The organism is Helicobacter sp. 13S00482-2, from assembly GCF_002272795.1.
Classification (GTDB): domain Bacteria; phylum Campylobacterota; class Campylobacteria; order Campylobacterales; family Helicobacteraceae; genus Helicobacter_J.
In genome coordinates this window covers 13,081-30,569 of record NZ_MLAT01000009.1, presented here as the reverse complement: position 1 = coordinate 30,569, position 17,489 = coordinate 13,081, and the positions used below count along the sequence as shown (strand labels likewise).

The 17,489-nt window shown below is 32.5% G+C and carries 18 protein-coding genes and 1 tRNA gene; 11 read left to right on the top strand and 8 right to left on the bottom strand.

The window, feature by feature from the left end:
• Positions 1 to 15 precede the first annotated feature (15 nt).
• Genes BKH42_RS05540 through flhA form a run of 4 tightly spaced genes read right to left on the bottom strand, consistent with a single transcriptional unit; the run spans position 16 to position 4,301 of the window.
• Entirely contained in the window at positions 16 to 705 is a 690-nt protein-coding gene (locus tag BKH42_RS05540) for a hypothetical protein (protein WP_095295632.1), read from the bottom strand.
• A gap of 21 nt (positions 706 to 726) precedes the next feature.
• Entirely contained in the window at positions 727 to 963 is a 237-nt protein-coding gene (locus BKH42_RS05535; RefSeq protein WP_095295631.1) for a hypothetical protein, read from the bottom strand.
• Positions 964 to 1,011: 48 nt separating this feature from the next.
• The gene (locus BKH42_RS05530) at positions 1,012 to 2,100 is read right to left on the bottom strand and encodes a 3',5'-cyclic-nucleotide phosphodiesterase (protein WP_095295630.1); all 1,089 of its coding nucleotides are present in this window, start codon (positions 2,098 to 2,100) and stop codon (positions 1,012 to 1,014) included.
• Positions 2,101 to 2,108: 8 nt separating this feature from the next.
• Positions 2,109 to 4,301, bottom strand: a complete 2,193-nt coding sequence (gene flhA / locus BKH42_RS05525; protein ID WP_257874277.1) for a flagellar biosynthesis protein FlhA — start codon at positions 4,299 to 4,301, stop codon at positions 2,109 to 2,111.
• A gap of 146 nt (positions 4,302 to 4,447) precedes the next feature.
• Between flhA and rpsO the strand changes: the two genes are divergently transcribed.
• A complete protein-coding gene (gene rpsO / locus BKH42_RS05520; protein ID WP_095295628.1) occupies positions 4,448 to 4,720 on the top strand; it encodes a 30S ribosomal protein S15 in 273 nt (90 codons plus the stop codon).
• Between the two features lie 8 nt (positions 4,721 to 4,728).
• Positions 4,729 to 6,012: an O-antigen ligase family protein gene (locus BKH42_RS05515; protein ID WP_095295627.1), complete on the top strand. Its 1,284-nt coding sequence runs from the start codon at positions 4,729 to 4,731 to the stop codon at positions 6,010 to 6,012.
• Between the two features lie 96 nt (positions 6,013 to 6,108).
• Here the strand turns inward: BKH42_RS05515 and BKH42_RS05510 are convergent, their stop codons facing one another.
• Both BKH42_RS05510 and BKH42_RS05505 read right to left on the bottom strand, forming a co-directional pair.
• Positions 6,109 to 7,125 carry a glycosyltransferase family 10 gene (locus BKH42_RS05510; RefSeq protein WP_095295626.1) on the bottom strand — a complete coding sequence of 339 codons (1,017 nt, stop codon included), beginning with the start codon at positions 7,123 to 7,125 and terminating at the stop codon, positions 6,109 to 6,111.
• Between the two features lie 87 nt (positions 7,126 to 7,212).
• A complete protein-coding gene (locus tag BKH42_RS05505) occupies positions 7,213 to 8,190 on the bottom strand; it encodes a glycosyl transferase family 90 (RefSeq protein WP_095295625.1) in 978 nt (325 codons plus the stop codon).
• 119 nt (positions 8,191 to 8,309) lie between these two features.
• Between BKH42_RS05505 and BKH42_RS05500 the strand changes: the two genes are divergently transcribed.
• Both BKH42_RS05500 and BKH42_RS05495 read left to right on the top strand, forming a co-directional pair.
• The gene (locus BKH42_RS05500) at positions 8,310 to 9,044 is read left to right on the top strand and encodes a glycosyltransferase family 25 protein (protein ID WP_180673992.1); all 735 of its coding nucleotides are present in this window, start codon (positions 8,310 to 8,312) and stop codon (positions 9,042 to 9,044) included.
• On the top strand, positions 9,041 to 9,775 hold the full coding sequence (locus BKH42_RS05495) for a glycosyltransferase family 25 protein (protein WP_180673991.1): 735 nt from the start codon (positions 9,041 to 9,043) through the stop codon (positions 9,773 to 9,775). The genes BKH42_RS05500 and BKH42_RS05495 overlap by 4 nt, the downstream gene beginning before the upstream one ends.
• Here BKH42_RS05495 and BKH42_RS05490 read toward each other — a convergent pair.
• Positions 9,753 to 10,814, bottom strand: coding sequence for a glycosyltransferase family 9 protein (locus BKH42_RS05490; RefSeq protein WP_095295622.1), 1,062 nt, complete (start codon positions 10,812 to 10,814; stop codon positions 9,753 to 9,755). The genes BKH42_RS05495 and BKH42_RS05490 overlap by 23 nt on opposite strands.
• 184 nt (positions 10,815 to 10,998) lie before the next feature.
• Positions 10,999 to 11,083, bottom strand: a tRNA-Leu gene (locus tag BKH42_RS05485).
• A gap of 156 nt (positions 11,084 to 11,239) precedes the next feature.
• Here BKH42_RS05485 and BKH42_RS05480 point away from each other — a divergent pair.
• From BKH42_RS05480 to BKH42_RS05450, 7 genes are all read left to right on the top strand, one after another.
• Positions 11,240 to 12,277 carry a ribonucleotide-diphosphate reductase subunit beta gene (locus tag BKH42_RS05480; protein ID WP_095295621.1) on the top strand — a complete coding sequence of 346 codons (1,038 nt, stop codon included), beginning with the start codon at positions 11,240 to 11,242 and terminating at the stop codon, positions 12,275 to 12,277.
• Between the two features lie 67 nt (positions 12,278 to 12,344).
• Entirely contained in the window at positions 12,345 to 12,977 is a 633-nt protein-coding gene (locus BKH42_RS05475) for a protein-L-isoaspartate(D-aspartate) O-methyltransferase (RefSeq protein WP_095295620.1), read from the top strand.
• Positions 12,977 to 13,690: a prepilin peptidase gene (locus BKH42_RS05470; protein WP_095295619.1), complete on the top strand. Its 714-nt coding sequence runs from the start codon at positions 12,977 to 12,979 to the stop codon at positions 13,688 to 13,690. Before BKH42_RS05475 ends, BKH42_RS05470 begins: the two co-directional genes overlap by 1 nt.
• A complete protein-coding gene (locus BKH42_RS05465) occupies positions 13,683 to 14,699 on the top strand; it encodes an LptF/LptG family permease (protein WP_095295618.1) in 1,017 nt (338 codons plus the stop codon). Before BKH42_RS05470 ends, BKH42_RS05465 begins: the two co-directional genes overlap by 8 nt.
• Complete coding sequence (gene truA / locus BKH42_RS05460; RefSeq protein ID WP_095295617.1) at positions 14,699 to 15,439, top strand: tRNA pseudouridine(38-40) synthase TruA; 741 nt, start codon at positions 14,699 to 14,701, stop codon at positions 15,437 to 15,439. Before BKH42_RS05465 ends, truA begins: the two co-directional genes overlap by 1 nt.
• Before the next feature lie 256 nt (positions 15,440 to 15,695).
• On the top strand, positions 15,696 to 16,988 hold the full coding sequence (gene purD, locus BKH42_RS05455) for a phosphoribosylamine--glycine ligase (protein ID WP_095295616.1): 1,293 nt from the start codon (positions 15,696 to 15,698) through the stop codon (positions 16,986 to 16,988).
• A 31-nt stretch (positions 16,989 to 17,019) separates the two neighbouring features.
• Entirely contained in the window at positions 17,020 to 17,484 is a 465-nt protein-coding gene (locus BKH42_RS05450) for an RDD family protein (RefSeq protein ID WP_095295615.1), read from the top strand.
• The last annotated feature ends 5 nt before the right edge of the window (positions 17,485 to 17,489 follow it).

Genomic DNA, 17,489 nt, shown 5'->3' with positions numbered 1-17,489 from the left:
AATTAAATTCCTGTATTATTTTTGAGCTTTTGATATATCAATCTTAAATATATAAGGTTTTTCTCTGATAAAAATCTTTAGTTCTATTACTCCAGCTTTGATTTTATTTGGCTTGATGGCGATGAATCCACCTTTTGCTTTAGTTTGTACACTGATCGTTGTTTTTCTCAAGTAGTTTGTAGCTAAGATTTTTTTTGCTTGTATTTGATCGGCAATGGCTTGCTGATTTTGAACACTGTCTATAAAGAATGGGCTGAAAAACATTCCATAAGCTAGGAATCCACCCCTTCCAAAATAAAACATCGGTGCGTAAATATTTGTAGTGCTAGGAATTGGTGGAGTAAGAATACCAAAACCTTGTAATATATCACTAAAATCATAATTTGAGCGAAGAATTTGATCATAGGTTAGGATTTCTAATTTATTTTGATTTTGAGTCGCAGATAAATTATCTATATCAAAAATAATCTCTTTTCCAGCTATGATCTGAACACCAACATAGATTACAAGCGGGGTTTTATTGATGCCTCCAAGTTTGTGTTGAGAGATCTCAATTTGCACCCTTGAATCTTCTTGTGAGGCATCCAAAATATCAATACCTTTATCGTAACGAGTAATGTTTTGAGGTGTTACATTATAGTTCGTACAGGCATTCATTAACACTATCAAAAGTGTCAAGAGTGTGATATTGATTGATGTTTTCATGTTAATCCTTATTGAAGATTTTCACATTTCAAATAGATCTTTTCGTTTGATTTTGAGAGATTCAATCACTTCTATGATTTCTTTTTGACCATAAGAAGTGTTTTCATCAAGATTATCCAATTCTTCTAAATAGTCATCAATAGCTTTTTCGATACATTCTTTTTTGACTCCAGCAAAATGCAAAGCAACTGCCAACATATCAATGACTTCAAGAGCGAGATCTTCAAAATCTATTTTTTCTTCTTCATTTGTTTTCATTTATTTTCCTTAAGATATTTTATTTTAGATTAAAAACCTTATAACCTCCTAAGCATTAGAGTGGGTTTCAAAAATTTTATCAATCTGATGCTTAATATCTTCGTATAAAAAGCTTTCTCTAAAACCGTCAATTTTACCTCCAGAGGCATTTTTATGTCCACCGCCATTAAAAAGTTCTTTGCTCATAGCACTCACATCACATTTTCCATTTGCTCTAAGGCTGACATTTCCTCTAGGATTGACATCCATATAATAATCAAACTCTGGATTTTGTGTTAGAAACAAGTTTGCAAGAACACTAATTCCTCCCATTGAGTAACTCAAAAAACCTTTTTTATTGCCATAAGATATGCTACATTGAGATTTTTTTTGCGATAAGAGATTTACCTGTGCTAAAGAAGCGATATTATCCATTGTTTGAAGATCAGGATCGCCACCTAAAGCAATTTTTTTGAGACGAAAAATTTCATTGTCAAATTTGATTTCCCCTCTTTGAAGTAATAGGTAATTTTTAGCCTCTTTGAGTAGTTTGAGTTTATAGTCTCTATGTTCGGTATCAAACATAAAACGATTGAGTTCATTTGAGCTTGAAATCATACTCATTGCGACTTTCCCAAATTCAAATCCAAAGCCATTTTCTTGCCAAATATCCACTGAATTAATCATATCAACCATTGGCTTGAGCCATTGCTCATCTTTGGGATTGATTAAGGGATATTTTTCTTTGAGGGTTTCGTATGTGATTTTTGTTCCACATCGATTGGAATCTAAAAAATACCAATGATATGCTTTTGCACTTTCTTCCCCACTAATATGATGATCTAGAAGTAAAATTTCTATATCTTTTCCAGCTATTTTGGCCTCATCAACTCTTTCTTGAAGATATTTTGCCTCTTGCATTGAGAGATTTAGATCAGTTATTAGAATAAAAAATTTCACCTGCGATTTGGAATGAAATTTTGATGTGAGTTTGGCGTGTGCTGAATTATTTATATTATCTAGTATTGAATTAATACGGACAATGACTTCTTTTCCATAGTTGGCATTATAAAACTTAATATTTTCAAAAAAGTGACTAGAAACTAACTGGCAGCCATAGCCGTCTAAATCGATATGTGAGAGATGATGAACTTCCATTTTTTTCCTTAAAAATTAATATTAATATTGCCCAAGACTTCGTATTTGCTGTTTATATCAAGCTCTGCGTGACTTAAGACAACCAAATCAATTTTGAATTGTTCAATTTTGTTTGCTAGAGGACGTCTTAATTGTGGATCTACGATAAGAATAACAGGGGCAATACCTTTTTGTAGTACTTTCATTGACTCTTCACTAATAGCATCAACTAGTTTTTGGAGTTCGGTGGCATTTAAGAGAAGTGTTCTTCCAGAAGGCTGTTCTTTTAGTTTTCCAAGAAGGTACTGTTCAGAAGTGATTGAAAGGGTAAGGATTTTCAAGTTTCCATCTTCGGATTTAAAAATATTAGAGATTACTCTTGAAAGTTTTGAACGAACCTGTTCGGTTATAATTGCAACGTCATTTTGTACTAGAGGTGCGACATCTGTAATGGTCTCAAGAATAGTGAGCATATCCCTGATAGGTATTTTTTCGTGCAATAATTCCTGCAATACTGATCGAATCACTCCTGTTGGGATTGCTTTGGCCTCTTCTATGATAGCTGGATAGTCTTGGGCAAGTCTTTCTAAGAGTGATTTTACTTCGTCTTTTGTAATAAATTCTTCTGCATAATTTTTCACAAGTTCGCTCATATGAGTAGCGATAACCGTAGAGGGATCAATAATTGTATATCCCTGAATAATAGCTTCTTCCTTGTCTTTTGGTTCTATCCATAAAGCATCCATTCCAAATGCAGGTTCTTTTGTGGGTATGCCCTCAATTTCTTTACCAACAAAGCCTGTATTCATCGCCAAAAATTTGTCAGGCATCACACTGCCTTCACCTATTACAATTCCTTTTAGTTTGATTTCGTAATTTGTGGGTGGGAGCTGTAGATTGTCTCGAATCCTGATTTGTGGCATCAAAAACCCATAGTCGCTAGCTATTTTTTTACGAATCCCTCTGACTCTCTCTAATAAATCTCCACCTTGCTTTACATCGGCAAGTCCAATAAGTTGGTATCCTAGTGCGAGTTCTAAAAGTTCCACTTTTAGAACCTCATCAATGACCTTTTCTTCTTCTTTTTTGATCTCCTCAGGAGTTTTTTGTGCCTTCGTTCCTTGATGTTTTTCATCATTTTCTTCTTCGTTGCTATTTTTAGAAGGTTTAGAGGAAATATCCATATTCATTTTTTTGCCTAGCCATTTTTCAAAAATTGAAAATAGATTTTTTTTATCTTCTCTAGAGATGATCCAAGCAATAAATAAAAATAAAATCCCTACAAAGCCCAAAGAAAATGCTGGAAGACCAGGTATGGTTGCAAATAGGACTAATATCAAGCCCACTATAATGAGTATCTTGCTTTTATTGGTAAGTTGGGTGATGAGTTTGCTAGCAAAATTTTCCTCTTCGCCTTGAGTGGTTCTGGTAGCCACAATGCCTGTTGCGGTGGCGATAATAAGTGCAGGTATTTGACCTACAAGACCATCTCCAATAGTCAGAACGGTGAAGGTTGAAGCACTATAAGCCATACTCATATCCCTCTGAAACACGCCTACTAGGAATCCACCGATAATATTGATAAGAGTGATAATGATTGAGGCAATCGCATCGCCTTTTACGAATTTACTTGCACCATCCATTGCTCCGTAGAAATCAGCTTCTTGAGTGAGGGCAGTACGCCTTTTTTTTGCCTCTTCATTGTCAATGAGACCAGAGTTCAAATCCGCATCAATTGCCATTTGTTTTCCAGGCATAGCATCAAGTGCGAATCTCGCTCTAACCTCTGTAACACGCGTTGAACCATTTGTGACTACAAGAAGATTCACGAGCACAAGAATTGTAAAAATGATCGTTCCAATGACGTAATTGCCACCAACAGTAAATTCTCCAAATGCAGTGATGATATCACTCACTGCTTGAGGTCCCTTGTATCCTTCAGTGAGTATCATCCTTGTGGTAGCCACATTAAGTGCAAGTCGATATAGAGTTACAATCAAAAGCAAAGTAGGGAAAGCAGAGAAATCTGTGGGTTTAGTGATATAGAGTCCAATAAGGATAATGAGAACAGATAAAGCAATAGAGATAGTCAATAAAAAATCTAATAAAAAAGGGGGTAGGGGGACGATAATAATGGCCAATATAGCTATGACAAAGGCAACAACGGTCAAATCTTTGGATTCGGTTATGTATCGTAGTGATGGAATAATTCTTTTGATGATGTTTTTTTGTCTCTCTGAAGCCACTACACTGATGCCTTAATTTTAAAAATGTTTTTGAGCGTAATTTTACAATCTTTAATGTAAAACTTTGCTTTTTTTGTGTAATATGCTGACTTTAAAAATAAAATACCATTCAGGAGGTCATTATGGCTTTAGATACGGCGAAAAAACAAGAGATTATCTCAAAGTTTTCAAGAGACAGCAAGGACACAGGTTCTTCAGAAGTTCAAGTTGCATTATTTAGCAAGAGGATTTCGGAGCTGACAGAGCATTTAAAAGTAAATCCAAAAGATCATTCTAGTAGATTGGGGCTTTTAAAACTTGTGGGAAAAAGGAAGAATTTACTTAAATATCTCAAGAAAACTCAGTACCAGAGATATTCTAAACTGATAGTTGAATTAGGTATCAAAGACAGATAGGGTTTTGTTTGAATACTTTTATTTCCAATAGGATGAATCTAGTTTTTATGATTCTTTCTTGCGGAGTTTTTCTTCTTTCTTGTGTAAATCATTCTTCTGAAGCAATCTTAATATTATTTTTATTATCATTAATTTTTTGTGCTTTTAAAATTAGTAAGTTTGCAAATATTCAGAGGGAAGTAAAGTATATTGTTTTTTCCTTTATTGCGATGTTTGTAACCATTATTCCAAATTTATTTTTTAATGGTGGTTTTGCTTATGATCATTTTAGAAGTTTTAATATGCAGATAGCCTATATTATTGGTTCTGTTTGTCTTATCTTGATGATTAAATTAAAGGTAACTTTGAATTCAAAAATTATAATGTATATCATTTGTGTATCAGCTTATATTAATGGCATTATTGGGATCATTCAGAAGGTATTATTTCATATACAGAGAGTTGATGGCTTTACTGAAATATTTGAATTTGCACACTTGAGTGCTGTTTTGGGGCTGTGTATTTTTGCTTATTTTTTGAAAGATAGCACAAGTTTAAAAGAACGCATATTTTTTGGAATTGCTTTTATTTTGGTAGTGTGTGTGTTGATTTTTAATGAATCTAGAGGTATTGCGATGGGCTTTGGCTTTGGCTGTGTTGCTATCTTGTTTATTTATATTTTTTTCAAGCCAGAAAAAATCTCTTCTATATTCAAAAATATATGTTTATTGATTGTTTTTGGAGCACTATTTGCAGGTGCTTTCTCTCCTTTTATCAAGCAATCTTTAGGTCGCTATGATATGATAAAAACAGATCTCAAAGAATATGAAAATAAGAATCCTGATACAAGTATAGGTGCTCGTTTTAACATGTGGAAAGATGCTTGGTTGGCTTTTAAAATATCTCCTATCATAGGTTTGAATCCAAAAAGTTTATGTGAATATGTAAAATATCCAAATGAGGAAACTTATCCTAGAAATCACTGCTATCAAAGGCTTCATAGTGAATTTTTTAATACTCTAGCTAGAAAGGGTATTTTGGGTATTTTGGCATTATTGGCGGTATGGATAAGCACAGGTGTATTCTTTGCCAAGAGAATCAAATCAGATGATACGCTTTGTGATATATTTGATCCAAATAAAGCTCTAGCTTCAATTTTTAGTATTGCCTTTATGGGTATTTTGACTTTATATATTGTTGCTGGCATAGGAAATGAGCCGATGATTGCATTTTCAGAAGGAAATTATTTTCTTTTGATAGTCATAGTATTTGCAAGTATTGTTTATTCTCACAAAAATAAATCCTTGAATTAAGCATCTCAATAAATAGAAGAATAGTTTTGAGCTTGATTTGTTGAAATATTTATTTATGGTATTTAAATCAGGTTTGCCTTCCCTTTTTTATTTTTTCTAATATTTTTTTACAAACTTTTGATATTTTTTCATTTTATCTTTATTGATGAGATAATCTCTATACTGATGTCGCATTGATTTGATAGGAACGAGGGCACTTAGAAATCTTATCATAAAGGGCACTTTACCATAATGACCATTTTCATCACGATTAGGTAAGGAATCTTTGTGATAAATATGAGGATTTGAAAATATATTTTCAAAGAAATCTAAAATTTTATCATCATTTAAATCATCACAAAATTTGTCATTATTAAGATATGGAAGTGATAGTTTTTCAAGATATTTTTCATCATCGCAATCCAATTCTATGATGGCATTGATAGCCTCATCTATACTTTTATAATCATTGATATCAATAAATGCATCTTTATTGAAATCGTTTCCTACCATAGGACTTCCCCAATAAATAGGGATACTCTTAGCTAGAAATGCATCAAGTATCTTTTCTGTTGTGTAGCCTGGATGAGCACTATTTTCAAATGAGATAGAAAATTTATATTGTTTTTGAAATTCATATTTATTTTTGACTGGACCACCTATATTGTTCAAAAATCTTCCTCCAGAATCAACTTGTTTGTATTTTGATAATTGATGAAAGAATTCTTCTCTGATAGGATCAGCTTGCAGATTATTGGAATAGACAAAATTACAGAATTTTCTTTGAGCATCATTTTTTGTGATGTTTCTATCAAAGGTTTGGCCTTTGTGAATATAGTTATCTAAATACATGTAATATAGGGGCAATCTTAAATGTCTGTCCCCATATTGCAAGAATTCAAAACTCAATGCATAATCATAAGCGTTGAAATTTGGCACAATATTTTCACCAATAAAAATAATTCTAGGACAATTAAAATTTTTAAAATCGCTTCCAAAAACAGAACAAATAATAAAATCAGGTTCAGAAGAAATTTCTATTTCAAATCTTTTAGAAAGTAATCTTGTGAAGAAGTTGTCTTCAATATCAAAATCCACCCACATATCCACGAAATTAAGTTTTATTTTTTTCATCTTCTCTCCCAAATAGCGAAAATTTCAATTTTTGAATTGTATCAAAAACTCTTGGAATTCAATCAAAAAAGCTTTTTTGAGAATCTGTTAGGTGAAAATTTCTTCCTCTAGTTTTGAAATCTCTATTTGATGGGTTTGATAAAAATATTTTCTCAATACTAAAAACGAGATCAGATCTTCGGTATTTTTATTTAAAAACTGCTTGATGTAGTTGTTTGCATTATGAATAATTTCTTTAGCTTGTTTTGGGTGAGAGATAAAATATTGTAGGCACTCTTGCACATCCATATAATCAGAACTGATTTTTATATAATGCACATTTGGGATAAGTGTTCCTTCCATAAACCAGGTTTCAAACTTTGGTTCTGGCATCACTGCGATTGAATTTGAACTCATTATCCATTTTAGGTTTGTAGCAACGTCATTTCCCTCCAAAGATAAAATGAATTTATATTGCATATGATTTTCTATGCTAATTTTTTCTTTTCTCCATATATTAAGTTCGCTTTCATTTCCTCCTACGTGCCCAAGATCACAGATGGGATGATTGAAATATTTTCTCATAAAATCTTTTCTATGGGGTTGATAACACGCTCCACGAAAAAACAAAATATTTTTTTTTGATTCATATTCAACTAAGGGAGTGGAGGTAAAAAATTTAAAATGTCTAATTTTATCCATATTGAGCAAAACATTATTGCTGAAATCTTTTAGCACAGGTCGAGATTTACATAAAGAAGGGCTAGAGAGTTCAAAGTTAATATCTCCTTCTTTTAAGGTATAGATGAGATGTTTTGGAAAAAATCTCATATGTTCATAGGTATCAAAAAAATATCTTGATCCTCTTTTAAGTAGCTCTAAATTGCTTGGATTAGAAGTTGTCGGCAAACAAGTATGAAGAAAAGAACAATAATAATTCACTCTTTTAGCAATTTTCTGAAGTTCATCATCTTTGAGTTTTTTTATATTTTGGAGTTTGGAATTGATAGCATATTTTCCTAAAAACTTCGGGTATAAAAAATATCCCATTCCTTTTAGACTGTATAAGAATTTATTATTTTTCATTCAAACTCTTTTGAATTTTTATAGTAGAGGGAGATTATATCTAAAACTCTCTAAAGACTACCAGCATAAGAACTTCACAAGTCTGCTATAATTGCACAAATATTCTTTAAAGGGTTATTGTGAAAATATTTATCATCAATTTAGCTAGAGCACTAGATAGAAGAGAGTTTATGCAAAAGCAGATTGATAAATTTGAGCATCTTGATTTTATCTTTTTTAATGCCATTGATGCAAAAAATGGCGAACATCATACATTTGAGTCTTTTTATAAAAAATCTTTGGCGATTGTCAATGGAGGAAGAGAGTTAAAAGAGTCCGAAAGAGCCTGTTATGCTTCTCATTTTTCTTTGTGGCAAAAATGCATAGAACTAAATGAACCCATAGTGATTTTAGAAGATGATATTGAGCTATTGCCTGAGTTTGAACTAGGACTAGCTAGGATTTGTGATTGTAGTTATGATTATGTGCGATTGGTTGCTACAGATGCACCTAAGAAACCATTCATAAATATTGATTCGCATTTTGCCTTGAGTTATGATGAACTAGCAGGAGCACAAGGCTATTACATCACTCCAAAAGCGGCAGAAAAGTTTATCAAAGGATCTAAGTATTGGGTTTTACCAGTGGATAATTATATGGATAGGATTTCTATGACTGGCGTGAAGACTATCTTGCATATTCCTTTTTTGATAAAAGGAGATAATGAAATAGGGGATAATACCACTATTTTACATCGCTATGATAAGAATTTAAAAAAATTTTTGATTTGGAAGATTTTCAGGGAATTTTATCGATTTTTCATTCAAATCAAACAGAATATTTATATTTTTCTATGCAAAAAAGGGTTATTGTGAAAATATTTATCATCAATTTAGCTAGAGCACTAGATAGAAGAGAGTTTATGCAAAAGCAGATTGATAAATTTGAGCATCTTGATTTTATCTTTTTTAATGCCATTGATGCAAAAAATGGCGAACATCATACATTTGAGTCTTTTTATAAAAAATCTTTGGCGATTGTCAATGGAGGAAGAGAGTTAAAAGAGTCCGAAAGAGCCTGTTATGCTTCTCATTTTTCTTTGTGGCAAAAATGCATAGAACTAAATGAACCCATAGTGATTTTAGAAGATGATATTGAGCTATTGCCTGAGTTTGAACTAGGACTAGCTAGGATTTGTGATTGTAGTTATGATTATGTGCGATTATTTGCGATGGATACTTTTAAGAAGCCATTCATAAATATTGATTCACATTTTGCCTTGAGTTATGATGAAGTGCTTGGAGCACAGGGCTATTACATCACTCCAAAAGCGGCAAAAAAATTTATCAAAGGATCTAAGTATTGGGTTTTACCAGTGGATAATTATATGGATAGAATTTGGATGCATGGTGTAAGGAATATCTTGCATATTCCTTTTTTGATAAAAGGAGATAATGAGATGAGCCATAACACCACCATTTTGCATCGCTATGATAATGATGATATAAAAAAGCCTCTTGTGTATCGATTGAGGAGAGAGTTTTGTAGGCTCTATAATCAAATCAAAAAAAGACTATATGTATTTATGGATAAAAAATTTCTTTAATTTTTTCATAAACATCTATGACTTTGATTCTATCCATACACAGATAATAAGGACATTTTGTATTGCAAGAAGTGCATTCAGGCAGAGGCTCATTATTATCATCTTTGGGAGTAAAAACGGTATGTTTTTGCATATCAGAGGTGAATGGCCCCCATCTATCAGGCTTACAAGATCTCATTAAGGTATGAAATCCAATTGTGGGCACATCTAAAGCTATAGCACAATGCAAAGGCCCTGTACCATTACTTAAAAAGAGTTTTGCTTGTTGGATAATGGCAAAAAACTCTCTCAAGGGTTTCTGTTCTTCTAATAAGTTATTTTTATCAATGATAGGGTAGTTTTTTAGCATTTTTTTGTATTTTGATAATTCTTCTGTAGATCCAGTAATAAGAACTTCAGCAAGATTTTCTTCAAGGATTTTTTGTGCTAAAGCTAGATAGTTGTTGGTGTTCCAATCTTTTGATGATCCTCCACTGCCTGGATGTAAGATGATGAGGTTTTTCTCTAGAGAACCAAATTTTTTTTCTAAATACTCTTTTGCATTTGATTTTTCATTTTCATTCACGTATATTTTTGGAAAAAATACCTTCTGAGAACCTAGTGGTTTTAGTAGATTGAGGTTATATTGACCTTCGTTTTCAGATCCACTTGATCGTTTTTGACGAATTCTATGCGTGAAAAATATTGATCTGAGTTTAGATAAGGGGCCAATACGGATTGGAATTTTGGCAAAAAGTGGCACATAGGTAGCTAACTTGGATGCAAAAAATGAGATACTTATATCAATTTTTTTATTTTTCAGTAGCTGTGTGAGCTGTTTTTGTGAGTATTTATCTATCAAAATCACTTCATCTACAAAGGGATTATTTTCCAATAGGGGAGCTGTGTAAGAACGCAAAGCAAAGCATATATAACTATCAGGATATTTATCTTTGAGTGCTTGTGCGCATTGTATTGTGAGCACAGTATCTCCAAGTCTATCAGTCCTAAAAAGAATGATACGAAAAGGAGAAGATTCGTGAAGATTTATCTTTTTCATTTTTGCCCTTTTGAGTTTTCTGCCTATGATTTTTTGATTATGCCTTGAGGATAAAATTCTACCAAAAACCTTGCTAAAATCACGAAATATTAAGCTCAGTAAAATACCAAGACTAAATGCGAATATCAGTCGCTAGAGATTTTACAAAAAAGTAGAAAATAAGTAAGTATAAATTAGGTAGCAGTGGTGCGGAAGAGAGGACTTGAACCTCCATACCTTGCGGCGCCAGATCCTAAGTCTGGTGCGTCTACCAGTTTCGCCACTTCCGCAAAACAACAAGAAATTTAATCAAGGGCAGTATTTTACTCATTAAAACTTTAAATCAAACTGAAATAATAATTCAGTAAAACGAGTTATGGGAACTTAAAGAAAAATTTCGTTATTCTTCAATAATTTTTCAACACAAAAACAAAAGGATGGTCATTATGGAAGGAAAAATTGTTCCGCGGAAGAAAATATATAATCCCAATTCAAATGAAAGTGTGAATGATCGTAGGATTTTTGGAGGGAATCCCACGAGTATGTTTGATTTGAATAAAATCAAATATCAATGGGCATATAATCTTTGGAAACTGATGTTGGCAAATACCTGGTTTCCTGAAGAGGTGAATATGAATAGTGATAAACTTGATTATGGTAATCATCTCACAACTCAGGAGAAACTAGGCTATGATAGAGCTTTGGCACAACTTATTTTTATGGATAGTTTGCAGACAAATAATCTCATTGATAATGTGAATCCCTTTATGACCAGCCCTGAGATCAATCTTATTTTGGTCAGACAAGCTTATGAGGAGGCTCTTCACTCTCAAAGTTATGCTGTAATGGTGGAATCAATCTCTGCAAATACAGAAGAAATTTACGATATGTGGCGTGTGGATATGCAACTTCGTAGTAAAAATGACTATATTGCTGATGTTTATATGCAACTATCGGAAAATCCCACAGAGCAAAATTTAGTCAAAGCGATGTTTGCTAATCAAATCTTAGAGGGGATTTATTTTTATAGTGGTTTTAGCTATTTTTATACGCTTGCTAGGAGTGGAAAAATGTTAGGTTCTGCACAGATGATACGTTTCATACAACGTGATGAAGTGACCCATCTTGTGTTGTTTCAAAATATGATTAATGCTACCAAAAAAGAAAGACCTGATCTTTTTACAAAATCTCTTGAAGAAGAAGTTATTGAAATGTTTAGAAAGGCTGTTGAGATAGAATCTCAATGGGGTGATTATATTACTCAAGGACAGATTTTAGGACTTACCTCTGAAATTATTCACCAATATATTCAAAGTCTTGCTGATGAAAGGTTGTCAAAAGTGGGTCTTCCAAAGCTTTATAATGTCAGTAATCCGATAAAGTGGGTTGATCAGTTCGCTAGTTTTAATGATCAAAAAACCAACTTTTTTGAAGCAAAAGTAACCAATTATGCCAAAGGAAGTGTGAATTTTGATGATTTCTAATGATAGTATTATTTTATTATTAGGGTGATTTTTTTATTACATTCAATCTCAAATTACGGGAATAATTATGTTTAGAATCAAAAGCCATTTGATGTGTCATCAAATCGCCGAAAAATTTCCTCTTCAAGATAATGTCAAAGAGGCCATTTCAAGCATTGATAGAGAGTTGTTTGTTCCTTCTTCGCTCAAACATCTCGCTTATAACTTAGATGCTCTTCCAATGGGTGCAGATCAGTGGATAAGCTCTCCATTGACAGTTGCCAAAATGACTCAATATCTCATACCAGAAGGTGGGGATAGTGTGCTTGAAATAGGCTGTGGGAGTGGCTATCAAGCGATGGTTCTCTCCAAACTTTTTCGCCGAGTTTTTTCAATAGAGCGTATTGAAAAATTACTTTTAGAAGCAAAAGAGCGAATCAAAAAATCAGGTATAAGTAACATTAATACCAAGCTAGATGATGGTCAAAATGGTTGGTCGGCATTTGCTCCTTATGATAGGATAATGTTTTCAGCTTGTGTGAAAAAAATTCCTGAAGCTATTGTTGAGCAACTTGAAGAAGATGGAATTTTGGTTGCTCCAATTTTAGATGGCGATACTCAAGTTATTATGCGATTTCGAAAAAAAAATAATCGATTGAGTGCTCCTGAAATTTTGGAGAAGTGTTTGTTTGTCCCAGTTCTTGATGGGGTGATGAGATAATGCTAACTGATTTTTTTAACTTTGATAAAAGTGCTCTTTATTATCGTTTCCTCTCTCCTACTTCATTTGGTATTGATAGTTTTTTGGTCGGGATTTTTGGCATTGGTATTTTTGTTTTGGTAGAATTTTTAATTGATATACAAAAAAAAAGACAAAAAATAAATTTTGATCTTTATGGAGGGTTATTTTTTTCTAAGATTGAAAATATTGTTTTAATACTCCTTCTTTTTTTAGGAGGATTGGTTATAGGCTATTTTTATAGCGGAATATTTCAAATCTGGCTAATGATTGTTTTTAGCTTTTTGGTACTCTTATCTGCAATAGACTTTAAAATATTAGCCGTTCCTGATTGGATGAATTTGGTTTTATTTTTTTGTATTTTATTAGGTAGCTTTTTTTTCTCAGAAAATTTTTGGAATGTTTTTTTAAGCGGACTTGGTATTGCTGGATTATTTAGCATATTAAGAATCTTTGGAGATATGTTTTGTAAAACCGAAATTTTAGGCGAAGGAGATATTGTTTTTGGATCTAGCATTGGAATGTTGCTAGGAGTTTATGATACTTTGATGAGTATTTTTTGGGGTTGTGTTTTTGGCTCTACTTATAGCATTTTTTTCAGATTTTTTGGTAAAAAAGTTTCTAAGTTACCATTCATAACTTTTATTTCCGTAGGTTTATTATTTTGTTTTTTAATGAGTATATCAAATGATTAAACAATACATTTTCCTAGCTATCTCACAAATATTTTTTCCATTTTTCCTAGTATTGTTTTTCATTGCTTCTGTTGTTTTGCTTATTGGAATAGCTGGAGTCACATTAGTAGTAAAAATGGATATTTTTGATTTGGGGCAGCTTTTTTTATATTCATTACCTGGAACAGTCTTTTTTATTATCCCTATCACGTTTTTTGCTTCTTGCGTTTTGGGTATTTCTCGTCTTTGTTATGATTATGAATTGCTTGTTTTTTTTTCACTAGGTGTTTCGCCTAAAACGATTTTAAAGGTTTTTGTGCCCATTAGTATTTTGGTGAGCATCGTTTTGCTGATGTTTTCACTTGTAATGATACCCTTGTCAAAAAGTGCTTATTCAGATTTTATTGCTGAGAAAAAGAATAAGGTGGATGTGAATATTCGACCAGGTGAATTTGGTCAAAAACTTGGTGATTGGCTTATTTATGTTGGTAATGTTAGCCATAATCAATACAATCAGCTCGTGCTTTTTTCTAGTGATGGTTTAGCTCAAGAGAGTTTTATTGTTGCAAATAGCGGGGAAGTGAATAACAATAATGGTATTTTTGAACTCAATCTTTATGATGGAGATGCTTACTTTGCAGAAAATAAAGAAATAAATAAAATTGATTTTAAGAAGATGAGTTTAAAAAATCAAACAGGAACTATCAAGCTTAGTTCTTATGATTTGATTGATTATTGGAAGAGTGCTTTTAGTGGGGATTCATCTCAGGCTAGAAGACTCTCCCAAGCCATAATAACTTCTTTATTCCCGATTGTGAGCGTATTTTTGATACCTTTATTCGGAATTGCCAATCCAAGATTTCATAAGAATATGTCTTATGTCTATATTTTACTTGGCGTTGGAATTTATTTTTTGATTATGCATATAACAAGTCAAAACATTCCTTTTTGGGGCATGACACTTCTCCCCACTCTCTGGTTTATTGTTTCTTATTTTCTGTATAAACGATTTATTTTGAAATTTTATTGATGAAAAAACTCATTGCAAAAATTTCTTATGATGGAAGTGTCTTTAGTGGTTTTGCACGTCAAAGATGCAAGGGTATTATGAGTGTTAGCGAACGTATAGAGATCGCACTTAAAAGTATGGGTATAAATAATGAAATCATTGCCGCAGGAAGAACGGATAAAGGAGTTCATGCTACAGGTCAAATCATTAGTTTTTGTATAGATGAAAAAATACAGATTTCAAAAATTAAACCACTTTTGAACCAAAAACTTTATCCTCATATTTTTATAAAAAATATTCAAGAAGTTTCTATGTCTTTTCAGCCCAGATTTGATGCAAAATCTAGAGGCTATCGATATGTGTTTTGTGATTATCTTGATAATCCCTTTATTTCCAAATATATTTCAGTTGAAAAATACGGTTCAGAGGAGCTCATCAAAGAAGCATTGAATCTTTTTATGGGGAAACATTGTTTTAGTTATTTTAAAAAACAAGGAAGTCCTACAAAAACTGATGATAGGGAGATATCTAAGGCAAAAATATATCAATGTAAGATATTTTCTAAGAATTGCAATATCATCTACTTAGAAGCCAATGGTTTTTTACGATCTCAAGTTCGTCTTATCATAGGTTCTGTCTTGGCTTATTCTAGAGGTGAAATCACCTTAGATCAAATTTCATCACAATTGCGTTGTGAAAACTATCACTATCATAAGCCCGTTAGTGCAAATGGTTTGTATTTAGTGCGAGTGATTTATTAAAAAAATATATTTTATTTTAAAGCTGCATTGATTATAATGTGTTTGCCTGAATGATTCGTGTTTGTTAAAAATTACGAGTCTATTAATAAGTATTATCAGGTCGATTGTAGTAGTCTTTGTGTGTTCGGTATTTTTGCTTGAGCCTTTTTGGTTAGAATCTGCCGCCTAATAAGATTCTCTTGACCTATTTTGTAGCTTTCTGGGCTACGTATGAATACATAACGGTCATTTGGGTAATTGATACAAAGATAAAGTAATGAAAATAAACTCATCTCAAAAAATTTTAATTATTGGAAATGGTGGGAGGGAGTATGCTATTGGAAAGGCATTTTCTCAAGATATTCGCGTTGATAAGATTTATTTTTATCCTGGAAATGGCGGAACCCTTCAATTAGGAGAGAATGTTTCCTTCAAGAGCGATAAAGAGCTCATAGACTTTATCTTGTTTCATCAGATAAATTTTGTATTTATTGGTCCAGAAATACCATTAGTGCAAGGAATGAGCGATACTCTAAGAAAAGCTGGAATCAAAGTTTTTGGAGTGAGCAAAAAAGCTGCAAGACTAGAAGGCTCTAAGGCTTTTATGAAAGATTTTGTTTCCCGCTTTAATATCCCTACTGCGAAATATTTACAGACTTCAGATTTTACTAAAGCAAAAGAATTCATAACTTTATTAACCCCCCCTATTGTACTAAAGGCTGATGGTTTGTGTGCAGGGAAGGGTGTTTTGATTCTCCCCACCCACAAACAAGCTTTGGAAGAACTCAAGAATATGCTTGAAGGGAAGAGTTTTGGTGATGCTGCCAAATGCGTTGTGATTGAAGAATTTTTAGACGGGTATGAACTTTCAGTTTTTGCCATATGCGATGGAGAAGAATATGTATTGCTTCCCGCTTCTCAAGATCATAAACGTCTTTTGAGTGGAGATAGGGGTCCAAATACAGGTGGAATGGGTGCTTATGCTCCAACACCATTGTGCGATGAAAAGATGATGAAAAAGATAGAGGATTCTATTATAAAGCCTACGCTTAAGGGTATGCAAGAAGAAAATGTACCCTTTTGTGGAGTTTTATTTGCAGGGATTATGGTTGTAAAAAATAATAATATCTTAGAGCCATATTTGCTTGAATTCAATGTGCGTTTTGGGGATCCAGAATGTGAGATTTTATTACCATTATTAAAAACCTCTCTTTTAGATATTTGTTATGGTGTTATGGAACATAAATTAGGTCTATTGAAGATTGAATTACTAAATAAATATTGCGTAGGAGTTGTGGTTGCTTCAAAGAATTATCCTTATGATTCAAGTGAGCCTAGTGTGATTAGAATTGATGATTTTAATGATATCTTAGGACATATTTGTTTTGCTGGAGTGAGCTTTAAAGATGGTGTTCTTATGGCTACAGGAGGGCGGGTTTTGATTTGTATCGGTATAGGGGATGATTTTGAAGGGGCCAGAAAAAATGCCTATGCTTTAGTAGGTAAGATTCAATTTGATGGGATGGTTTATCGAGATGATATTGGATTTAGGGCATTAAGAAATGTATGAATCAGATCTTATGTTTGAATTTGAGGGATAGATGTTTTACACAGATGAAAAAATAGAGGAGATATTATATCGAGAAAATATCAAAATAGCTTCTTTATCTCATAGGATAGCTGCTTTTATCGTAGATGTATCTTTAGTTGCTTTTCTTAGTTGGGGTATATATATCAATTTTTTAATCACTTCTTCTGATGATATACAATCCAAAATATACTCGATTGAAAAGCTTATTCTTGTTTATTTTATTTTGAATTTTATATATCAGAGTCTCTCTCTGAGGTTTTTTAGTGCTTCTATTGGGAAAGTTATCTTTGGACTTAAGGTTATTTCTTTATTGGATCTAGATAGACCTATGTTAAAAGCAATATTCAAAAGATCTGTCTTGAAGGTTTTTGAAGAGTTGCTTGGCTTTGTATTGCTTATTTTTGCTATTGATGATAAATTTTATCGTGCTATTCATGATAGATTAAGCAGAACACTTGTCGTTTCAGATAGGTAAAAAGC